The 10,615-nt window shown below is 64.2% G+C and carries 8 protein-coding genes; 6 read left to right on the top strand and 2 right to left on the bottom strand.

The features are described from left to right. The 6 genes from Q0526_RS14505 to Q0526_RS14480 form a co-directional block, all read left to right on the top strand. Positions 1 to 822, top strand: an 822-nt coding sequence (locus Q0526_RS14505; protein ID WP_298735039.1) for a carbohydrate ABC transporter permease, incomplete at its 5' end; no start/stop codon positions are given. A gap of 132 nt (positions 823 to 954) precedes the next feature. Beyond that, positions 955 to 1,743: a sialate O-acetylesterase gene (locus Q0526_RS14500; RefSeq protein WP_298735037.1), complete on the top strand. Its 789-nt coding sequence runs from the start codon at positions 955 to 957 to the stop codon at positions 1,741 to 1,743. Positions 1,744 to 1,754: 11 nt separating this feature from the next. Continuing rightward, entirely contained in the window at positions 1,755 to 3,725 is a 1,971-nt protein-coding gene (locus tag Q0526_RS14495; RefSeq protein WP_298735035.1) for a glycosyl hydrolase 115 family protein, read from the top strand. A 25-nt stretch (positions 3,726 to 3,750) separates the two neighbouring features. Continuing rightward, on the top strand, positions 3,751 to 4,332 hold the full coding sequence (locus Q0526_RS14490) for a fibronectin type III domain-containing protein (protein WP_298735033.1): 582 nt from the start codon (positions 3,751 to 3,753) through the stop codon (positions 4,330 to 4,332). Next, on the top strand, positions 4,332 to 5,420 hold the full coding sequence (locus Q0526_RS14485) for a GDSL family lipase (RefSeq protein ID WP_298735031.1): 1,089 nt from the start codon (positions 4,332 to 4,334) through the stop codon (positions 5,418 to 5,420). Before Q0526_RS14490 ends, Q0526_RS14485 begins: the two co-directional genes overlap by 1 nt. Before the next feature lie 252 nt (positions 5,421 to 5,672). Further along, a complete protein-coding gene (locus Q0526_RS14480) occupies positions 5,673 to 6,161 on the top strand; it encodes a carbohydrate binding domain-containing protein (protein WP_298735028.1) in 489 nt (162 codons plus the stop codon). Positions 6,162 to 6,222: 61 nt separating this feature from the next. Here Q0526_RS14480 and Q0526_RS14475 read toward each other — a convergent pair whose 3' ends face one another. Next, the gene (locus Q0526_RS14475) at positions 6,223 to 7,050 is read right to left on the bottom strand and encodes an AraC family transcriptional regulator (RefSeq protein ID WP_298735025.1); all 828 of its coding nucleotides are present in this window, start codon (positions 7,048 to 7,050) and stop codon (positions 6,223 to 6,225) included. 24 nt (positions 7,051 to 7,074) lie between these two features. After that, a complete protein-coding gene (locus Q0526_RS14470) occupies positions 7,075 to 10,341 on the bottom strand; it encodes a DUF5107 domain-containing protein (protein WP_298735022.1) in 3,267 nt (1,088 codons plus the stop codon). Positions 10,342 to 10,615: the final 274 nt, after the last annotated feature.

Here is a 10,615-nt window from a genome sequence, read left to right as displayed (position 1 = left end):
TCGGTGCTGTTCCATGTATTTTCCTGCCTGCTGGGCTTCATCATGATCTACCCGCTGCTGTGGCTGCTGGCCAGCTCCTTCAAGTCCAACGACACCATGTTCCACAACACCTACTCCCTGATCCCGGAGACCTGGGACGTGGTGCAGAACTACCTCAGCGGTCTGGCAGGCGTGGCCGGATACAGCTTTATGCACTTCTTCAAGAACTCGGTGATCGTCACCCTGGTGTCGGTGGTGACCAGCATCTTCAGCTCGCTGCTGGCGGCCTACGCCCTGGCCCGCGTCAAGTTCCGGGGCTCCGGCTTCTGGTTCGGCTGCGTCATCATGACGATGATGATCCCCAGCCAGGTCATGGTGGTGCCCCAGTACATCATTCTGCGGGCGCTGCATCTCAACGACACCCTGGCCGCCATGGTGCTGCCCTGGTGCTTCGGCTACGCTTTCTTCATCTTCCTCATCGTGCAGTACATGCGCGGCGTGCCCAAGGAGCTGGATGAAGCCGCCCAGATCGACGGCTGCAGCAAGATCGGCATCCTGTTCCGCATCCTGGTGCCGGTGGTGCAGCCCGCCATCGTCTCGGCCTCCATCTTCGCCTTCTACTGGATCTGGCAGGACTTCTTCCAGCCGCTGATCTTTGTGGGCAGCCCCAAGAACTTCACGATCCCGCTGGCGCTGAACATGTACACCGACCCCAACAGCTTCAACAACTACGGCGGCCTCTTCGCCATGTCCGTGGTGTCGCTGATCCCGGTCATCGTCGTGTTCATCATCTTCCAGAAATACCTGGTGGAGGGCATCGCCACCGACGGCATCAAGGGCTGATACCCCCGCAAAGCCGTTTGCGCAACGCCCGACGTTTTCCAAACACGGCAGGAACGCAGGGAGACCGGGCAAAGGCCTGGTCCCCCGCGTGTTCCTGCCGGTTTCTGTTTCAAACACCGGAAGGATGGCACTATGCAAAATACGGCCGATCTGGTCCTGTTTATGGGCCAATCCAACATGGCAGGGCGCGGTATCACCGATGCGCTGCACCCTCAGCCCGCCCCGGCACCTGTGCCGGGGGCCGGGTATGAATATCGTGCCATATCCGCCCCCGGCCGGCTGTTCCCCCTGGAAGAACCCTTCGGCGCCACGGAGGACCGCCCCGGCGGCATCGATGATGGGCAGAGAAAGACCGGCTCCCTTGCCACCGCCTTTGCCAACACCTGGTTTGCCCGGACCGGCGTTCCGGTGGTGGGCGTATCGGCGTCCAAGGGCGGCAGCCGCATCGAAGAATGGCTGCCTGGCAGCCGCTATCTGACAGATGCCAAGGAACGCCTGGAGTCGGCCCGGAGCTTCCTTGCCCGAAGCGGATGGCAGATCCGCCGCTGTCTGGTGCTCTGGTGCCAGGGCGAATCGGACGGGGACGCGGCCACACCGCCCGCCTTATACAAGCAGCGTTTCACACAAATGTTCCACGCGCTGCAGGAGCAGGGCGTGGAGGATTGCCTCCTGATCCGCATCGGCTGCTACAACGGGGAGGCCCCCGCTGTCTGCTATGGACCGATCCGCCAGGCGCAGGAGGAACTGTGCCGGGAACTGTCCCATGTCCACCTTGTCTCCACCACTTTCGCCGGTATGAAGGCCAGGGGCCTGATGCAGGATGCGTTCCACTATTATCAGCAAGCTTACAACGAAGTAGGGGCGGAAGCCGCCCAAAACGCCGTCCACGCCCTCGGGCTTTTGGCGGCACGACCCAAATAAGGAGGTCCTTTATGGAACTGAACCGCAATACCCGGATCATCGCAGAACATCCCTCCGGCCCGGTGCGCCACGGCATGGACATCCTGCGCCGGGACCTGGACACCGTCTGCCTGCCCACTGCCCGGCCCGGGGGGCAGATCCGGCTGGTACCGGCGGATCTGCCGCCGGAAAGCTGGCAGCTGACCGCCGCCGGGGATACCCTGACGGTGACCGCCGGGAATGACCGGGGCTTTCTCTACGGCCTTTTGGCCATTAGCCGGGAACTGCTGGGGGTGGAGGACTTCTGGTTCTGGAATGACCAGCACTTCACCCCGCAGGAGAGCATCCCGGTGGCCGGGGGCTACGCCCGGCAGAGCCGTCCGGCGGCGGTGCGCTGGCGGGGGTGGTTCCTCAACGATGAGGTGCTGCTGAGCGCCTGGCGGCCCGGCGGAAGCAGCGAGCTGCCCTGGGAGATGGCCCTGGAGGCCCTGCTGCGCTGCGGCGGCAACATGGTGATCCCCGGCACCGGCCAGAACGCCGCCCGCCACCGGGCCCTGGCCCAGCGCATGGGACTGGCCGTGACCCACCACCACGCCGAGCCCCTGGGGGCGCAGTTGTTCTGCGAGGCCTACCCCGATCTGGACCCCCGCTATGACGAACACCCTGCCGAGTTCGAGGCGCTGTGGATCGCCGCCCTGGAAGAACAGGGCCCCGACGTGGTCTGGAACCTGGGGTTCCGCGGCCAGGGGGACCGGCCTTTCTGGGTGGATGACCCACGCTACGACACCCCCGCCGCCCGGGGCGCCCTGATGAGCCGCCTTATCCGCCGCCAGTATGAGCTGGTGCAGCAGCGCTACCCCGGCGCGGCCTGCGCAACCAACCTGTACGGCGAGGTGATGGAGCTCTACCGGGACGGCTATCTGCAGCTGCCCCCGGCGGTCATCAAGATCTGGGCGGACAACGGCTACGGCGCCATGGTCAGCCGCCGCCAGGGCAACCACGACCCCCGGGTGCCCGCCCTGCCCGGGCCCGGGGAGCCGGGGCCCCACGGCATCTACTATCACGCCTCCTTCTACGACCTGCAGGCGGCCAACCACATCACCATGCTGCCCACCCCGCCGGAATTCGTGGAGCGGGAACTGGGCCGGGTTCTGGACCGGGGCGTGAAGGAATACTGGATCATCAATGCTTCCAACGTAAAGCCCCACCTGTTCACCCTGGCTTACATCGCCCGGATCTGGCAGGACGGCCCCACCCCCGCCGGGGCTTTCCTGCAAAGCTATGTCCGGCGCTATTACGGCCCCGACGCCTCCCGGGCGGAGCAGGCGTTCCGCCAATATTACACGGCGGCCCTCCATTTTGGTCCCCACGAGGACAACGTGGCCGGGGAACAGTTCGCCAACTATCCGGCCCGGGTGCTCATCAGCCGGTACATGCACGGCGGCGAGGGCTCGGAGCATGAGCTGGACTGGGCAGCCCCACTGCCCACCCTGGCGCAGCAGGCGGCCTGGTACCGGGACCTCTGCCGGGAGGGTGCCCGCCGCTATCCGGCCCCCGACCCTGATGCCCCCGCCCTGCTGCAGGATAGCGTGCTGCTGCAGATGGATGTCTATCGCCGGTGCTACGCCGGCGGCGCCCTGGCTGCCGAGGCCATCCTTGACGGGCTGGCGGGGCAGTACCTGACCGCCTTCTACAAGGCCGGGCAGGCCCGGGAGGAATACCTGGCCGCCGACGCCGCCCTGCGCAGCCGGGAGCACGGCAAGTGGCAGGTTTTTTACGCCAACGAGTGCCTGACCGATGTGAAGCACACGGCCTGGCTGCTGCGGGACCTGATGGGCTGCCTGCGCAACCAGGGGGATGGCCCCTACTTCTACACCTGGCAGCGCCAGGTGCTCTACACCCCCGCCCAGGCGCGGGTGGTGCTCATCACCAATATGGAGAACCACCTGGACGACCTGGCCCTCTACGAGGCCATGAAACAGAAAAAGCTGCAGCAGCCGTAACCTGCCGCCGAAAGGAGAGCCTGCCATGGACGATACGCCCATCCGCGTTTGCGCCACCGCCGATACCCTGACCCTCTACTGGGACAAACCCGCCGGGGCACCGGCGGACTGCCGTTACGAGGTCTGCGCCGGGGGGCGCATTCCGGTGACGGTGGCCCACACCCACTGCACCCTGACGGGACTTGCCCCCGCCACCGAATATACCCTGGAAGTCTGGCTGGAGGGCCGGTCCCTGGGGACCTGCCGGGCCTCCACCGAACCGCGGCTGCCCCGGCTGGATGCGCGGGACATCACCGTGCGGGACTGCCGCGCCCCGCGCGTTCTGATCCACGCCGTGCCCTACAACAACGATGGCATGCCGGCCCCGCAGCCGCCGAAATTTTCTGACTTTACCTTCACCGGCGTGACGTTGACAGGCCGCGCGCTGGTGCAGGGGGCCTGGCAGGAGGTCTGCCCGGTCGAGGTCGAAGGATTTGAGGAACCGGGCGGCGAGGTATGCAGGGTGCATTTTTACGGCTGTACGTTTGCTGAAAATGGCTGCGAACTGCGGCTGCGGCGCTGCTGCGAAGTGAGCTTCGCGACTGCGCCTGACAGGGAGGAAGACTAATGAATCAGAAAATTTCACCGCTGGATCCGCGCGTCGTCATCCATGGCCGCACGGTGCGTCAGATCCCGCTGCCGCTGTTCTGGACAGCCTCCGGCGTCGAGCTGGAGACCAACGCCAGGATGCTGGCCTTTGTACTGGATGCCAGCTTTACTACCCGCGAGCCGTGGGTGCGTGTGGAGGTGGACGGCGCGACTGTACTGCGCCAGCCGCTCGGCCGCGGACAAAATACCCTGACCGTGTGGCGAGACATGACTTCGGGCAGCTGGCGGCGCGTGCGGCTGTATAAAGAGACCCAGCCCATGCAGCGTGACCCATCTTCGTTGCTGACGTTGGCAACGATCATCTGCGAAGGGGAACTGCGCGCCATACCGCCCCGCCCTTACAAGATCGAAGTGATCGGCGACAGCATTTCCAGCGGCGAGGGATTGGCAGGGGCTGTCAGCACCAAGGATGGTGTCTCCATGGTGTTTTCTACCGAAAACCATTATGCACTGCAAACGGCGCGGGCACTCGCTGCCGACCTGCGCATCCTATCGCAAAGCGGTTGGGGATTGTTAGCAGGCTGGGATAATGACCGGGCCAAAACGCTACCACCATATTACGAAATGGTCTGCGGCCTGGTGCCCGGCCTGCAGGCCGCCGCACTGGGGGCGGCACAGCCGAACGACTTTGCCGCCTGGCAACCTGATATCGTCCTGGTGCACTTGGGGTATAATGACGGTTTTGCACTGGATGAGCCTCCCTTTCAGGATGGTTTTTGTCTGCGGCGAGGCCCTGACGGACTTCCTGACACGGAAACGGCGGAACGTTTTGTGCAGTGCGGCGTTGCTTTTTTAAAGAAACTGCGCCGTTGCAACCCGGGCGCGCGTCTGGTCTGGGCATACGGCATGTTTGGCCAGGTGATGCAACCCTACATTATGGAAGCCATCCGCCGGTATACCGGTGAAAGCGGGGATACGGTACAGTATGTGCCCCTTCCTCCTACGCCATCGGAACAAATCGGAGCGAACAACCATCCTTCCGCCGCGGCCCATACCGTCGTGGCAAAAATCCTGTCGGACGCCCTGCGCCCGCTTTTGCCACAATGATCCCCATCCGTACAGGAAAGAAGCATGCGAAAGTGATGGGAAAACGAGGTTCGCTGAATTTGTAGCCGGGTAAAGGGAGAACCTTGGAACGTAAAATACGTCTCGAATTGTGCAGCTTGTACAATTCGAGACGTATTCTTTTGGAAGGGCCAAGTCGAAAAGTTTGATATTTTCCGAAATTCTTTTTATATACCTGGAAAAGTTGGCGCTTTAGAAGCCGCGCACCGCAATGTCCTGGTCTACAACGGCCAGATGACACTGACCTTTGTCAACTACACAGACGGTCTTTCCCTCGATGACATCGAGATCACACTGGACGCCAGCGACAACAATCCCGTCAGCAACTGGAACTTTGAAGACGGTCTGGATGGCTGGCAGACTAAAGGCACGGTCACGCTGACCAATGCCGCCGATACCGGCAGCCAGGCTGTACAGCTGGCCGACCAGAGCGAAGTGCACCAGACCATCGCCGTGCAGCCGGACACCGACTACATTGCCACTGTGCGCATGAAGGTGGATACGGAGGACACCTTCTCTTCCACCGAACAGTATAGCCTGGACGGCAGCACCCTGATGGGCTGCCTGCGCAACCAGGGGGACGGCCCCTACTTCTACACCTGGCAGCGCCAGGTGCTCTACACCCCCGCCCAGGCGCGGGTGGTGCTCATCACCAATATGGAGAACCACCTAGACGACCTGGCCCTCTACGAGGCCATGAAAGCCAAAGCCGGTCCGTCATAAAACCACAACAGCGAACCGCCCGGGCAGCCGTAAGGCTGCCCGGGCGGTTTTCTGTCAGGTATCAAGTTTGGCGGTACTCGGTTGGGGTCACCCCGTAGCGGCGCTTGAACTGGGTGCAGAACACGCTGTCGGAGGTGTAGCCCACCTGCTCGCTGATGGTCTCCAGCGGCAGGTCGGTGGTCTTGAGCAGGTGGCGGGCCCGTTCCATGCGGGCGGTGATGATGTACTGCCGCGGTGTCATGCCCACCTGGCTGCGGAACAGCCGGATAAAGTGATACTCGCTGAAATGGGCCTGCTCCGCCAGCTGCCGCACCGAGAGTTCCCAATGCAGGTTTTCGTTGATGGTGCGCAGCACCCTGTCCAGCCCGCCGCTGCCCGGGGGCGTTTCCGGCGGGTCCAGCAGCAGCCCCAGCGCCCCGGCGATCTCCCGGGCCATCTGCCCCTCACCGGGAATGGGGCCGTTGTCGAACTGCTGGAACAATCCTGCCAGACTGCGGTGCAGTTCCTCAAAGTTTTCGGGGGCCAGCACGGGACCGCCGGGCCGGGTGATCCAATCGTAGTAGCCCCGGGCGCCGGGCCCGTCAAAGTGCAGCCACAGCGCCTGCCACCCGGTGGCGGAGGCGTAGCGGTGGGGACGGTAGCAGTCCAGCAATACAGCGTTGCCGCGCACCGCCCGAAAGGGTCTGCCGTCGCTCTCTCCCTCCAGCTCGCCGTCCAGGATCACCTCCAGCAGAAAGCTGTCGTAGGAACGGCGGGCCAGCTGGTAGCCGGGCAGGTAGGTGAAGAGCCCGATGCACTGCAGGCAGAGCAGGCTGGACCGGGCCAGGGCCCCGGCGGCGTAGTTGTAATAGCGGGAACCGGGTGTGACCAGCGGTTCACAGGAAAACATGGGCACCCCTCCCCGGGTGATGGTTTACCCCAGCAGAGCCCTGTGCAGCAGGGCGCCCTGGTGGGCGGCGTCGATGGAAAGCACAGCCTCGTAGCAGCGGGCGGCAGTGGCGGCATCGCCCAGACCATAGCTGCCCAGACCGATGAGGTATTCGCAGTGGGCGCGGTTGCGCTGGGTCAGGTCCTCGTCGAAGAGCTGCAGATCGGGCAGCGATACCGCGAAGTAATCGATGTGCGCCTCATCGTAGTAGTGTTTCTTGCCGTAGGAGATCAGCTTGTGGAACCGGCTGGACGCCCGCTCCTCGTCCCCCAGGGCCCGGGCGGCCAATCCCTCGTAGAGGATCAGGTCGGCGGGCTGGTCGTTGTAGTAGAGGGCGCTGGCGGGTTCCTCATCCCCGGCGGCGGCCCGGCGCAGGTGGGCGGCGGCCTCCGCCTCCTGGCCCAGGGCGCGCTCGGCCAGGCCCAGGTAGTAGTAGATGTTGTTGTCCTTGGCGCCCTCCAGCTTGCCCTCGCCCAGGTTGTGGGGGAACACCAGGGCCTTCTGCAGCAGTTCCTTGGCCAGGGCGGGCTGCCCGGCGGCCAGAGCCTGCCGGGCCAGCTGGGTCAGGGCCACCGCGTACTGGGTGGTCACCTTGCCCTCGCCGCCCTCCCAGGGATGGAAGGTGTGGGCCATGATGCGGTCGTAGGCATCCTGATAGCGGCCCAGGTCATTGAGCAGTGTCACATACTCCACATACAGGTCGTCCCGGCGCAGGGCGGTATCCAGGTGCGCCTCCAGGAAGGCCAACCGCTGGGCGGGGGTATGGCCCAGCTTGCGGGTCAGCTGATCCAGTTCCAGCAGCACCCGGGCGTCCCCTTCGTCCAGGGCGTAGGCTTTTTCCAGGCTGGCAAGGGCCTTGGCGCCGTCGCCCCGTTTGTTGTAGTAAGCCAGGGCCAGGTTGCGCCACACCGTGGGGAAACGCCCGTCCGATCCGGCGCTGCGCTCCCACAAGGCGATGGCATCGTCGTACTGGCGGCGGTCATACCACAGGCAGCCCAGGTAGTAGGGGGCCTTGGCGTCGGCGGGGTTGTGTTCCATGGCGAACTGCAGGGCCGCGATGTCCTCCAGCCGGTTGGGGAAGCAGTAGAGGCTGGAGGCCCCGGCCGCTTCGGCCAGCGCCGCCTGGCTGCGGGCCGCGTCGAACCGGGCGGCATACAGCGCTTTGTGATAGTATACCACAGGCGTGGGCGCAGGGCAACGGTCCAGCAGATCGGCGGCCTTCTGCCAGAAGCCTGCCTCGGCCAGGTCGATGGCACATTCCACAAAGGTGGAGGGGCGGCCGCCCATCAGCCGCAGGGCGGTGTCGGTGTCACCCAGCGCCAGGCGGGAGGTGTAGTCAAAACCGTCCAGCCGCAGGTTTTCCTGCAGCCAGGTCCTGGCCTCGGCGTCCCGGCCCAGGGCCTGGAGCAGCAGGCCACGCAGGGCCCGTGCCTTCAGGCTGTGCCCGTTTTTCACCAGGCTGCGCTCCACATGCTCCAGCGCCAGGGCGTATTCCCCGCGCCGGGCGTCGATGCAGGCCAGATAGTAAAAGCTCATCTCCTGCTGGGCGGCGGTCCAGGTAGCCTTGTAGAAGGCGTCGTAGGCTTCCGCCTCCCGGCCCTGGTAAAACAGGGCCAGTCCCAGGCCATAGTAGGACTCGCTGTCATAGGGGTTGGGGTTGCGCTCTGTCAGCCGGGCGATGGCGGCGCGGAAATAGGGCTCGCTACCGGCAAAGCGACCCCGGCGCAGCAGCAGCATGCCGTAGGCCGTGTTGGCGCGGCTGTCGCCGGGGTCCCGGCGCAGGGCTTCCTGATAGTAGGGGGCCGGCAGGTAGGTGGCGTGGCGGTACTGCTCGATGTGTTGGCCGGTGAACACCAGTTCCTCCACCGTCTGGATCTCCTCTGGCTGCTTGGCCGGGGGCATGGGGTCGGGGATCTTCTCGATGGTCTTGGGGCGCGGCGTATAGCGGAGCAGCTCCCGTCCGCCGGCGGTGAACACCGCCAGGGTCAGGACGGTTTCCTTGCCGGTGAAGGGCACCTCGGCGGTAAAGACCTGGGTGGGGGAGAGGTCGGCGCTGCGGTCCAACAGGGGCGCACCGTCCGCCGTCAGCAGCACCCGGGCGGCGGGGAAGGGCTGGGTGGTATAAACGGTGACCCTGGCCCGGCCGTCCTGCACCTCCAGGTCGAGAACAGCCTCCTTGCTGGCGTTCTTGACCTGAGCCGCCGCCTTGTAGGGCATGAAGTACTGGGTGAACACCTTTTCCTCATAGGGGGCCAGCCAGGTGAAGTCGGGCTGATTGTCGCAGTACATGCCGGTCATCAGCTCCACATAGGGGCCGTCCGCGTCGGTCAGATTGCGGTCCCATGCCTGGCCGAAATCCCCACAGCCCCAGGTCCACTGCTTTTTGCCGGGGCTGACATGGTGGTCGGCCACATGCAGGATGCCCGCGCCCACGCCGTAGTCGTAGCCGCCCACAAAGTCATAGTCCGAGTGGGCGCACATATAGCTGGTGGGGACCGGGATGTTCTTGTAGCGGGAAATGTCCACCCCGGCGCCGTAGTCATGCTTGTAGTAGATGCCGGTGGCGATGGGGAAGTCGCTGACCGCCCGCTTGCCGTGGTCAAACACCGCGTTCACATCGGGCGGAAAGATGGACTGGGTGTTGTCGTTGACCGGCACTGCCGGGTTGGCCCACCACAAAAAGGTCTGGGGCAGCGGCGTGCGGTTGTACAGCTGGCCCTTGACCTCGATGTAGGCCTTGTCGGGGTAGAGGGTGAAGGACACCTTGCCCTTGGTGCCGTACATCTGGTCCACCTCGCTGCACTCCACCGTCTTGGAGCCGTCGGCATTCTCCAGTATCTGCCAGTCGGTGGGGGCAAAGGTTGTGGGGCGATGGTGCTGGGGCCAGTTGAACTCGATGCCGCCGCTGATCCAGGGGCCCAGCAGGCCCACCAGCGCCGGTTTGATCACATGATTGTAGTAGACAAAGTCGTAGCCATTGGTCTTGTCGGTGGCGCGCTGGATGCGGCCGCCCAATTCGGGCAGAATCATGACCTTGAGGTAGTCGTTCTCCAAAAAGACAGCGGTGTACTCTTTGTCCTGCTTTTCGTCCAGGATCTTGTCAATGACCGGGTAGGGGTAGACCTTGCCGGAGGAACCCTGGTAGACACGCTTTTCCAGGAACATTGGGTTCTTGTCGGGCTGGCCCACGCCGTAAGTGGGGATGGTGACGGTCTTGGACCAGACCTGGGCTTCATGGGGTCGATGCTGCATGATAAAACCTCCCTGGTTTTTGCTTTTTCTGCATCATACACCCGGGAAAATCCGGCCGCACTAGCCAAAACTGCGGCAGAAGTTCGCCAAAACTGCGGTGTCCAGCCCGACCGGCGGAATGCCCGGATTTGTGCACGGCACAAGCCGGTTTTTTACCTTTCCGGCGACGGTGGCCTCTGCTACAATTGGGAAAAAACATCCCGTACGGCGGGGCTGCGGACCTGCCGCCGAAAGGAGAGCCTGCCATGGACGATACGCCCATCCGCGTTTGCGC

It is taken from the genome of uncultured Subdoligranulum sp. (assembly GCF_937890665.1).
This window is presented reverse-complemented; position numbering and strand designations above follow the sequence as displayed.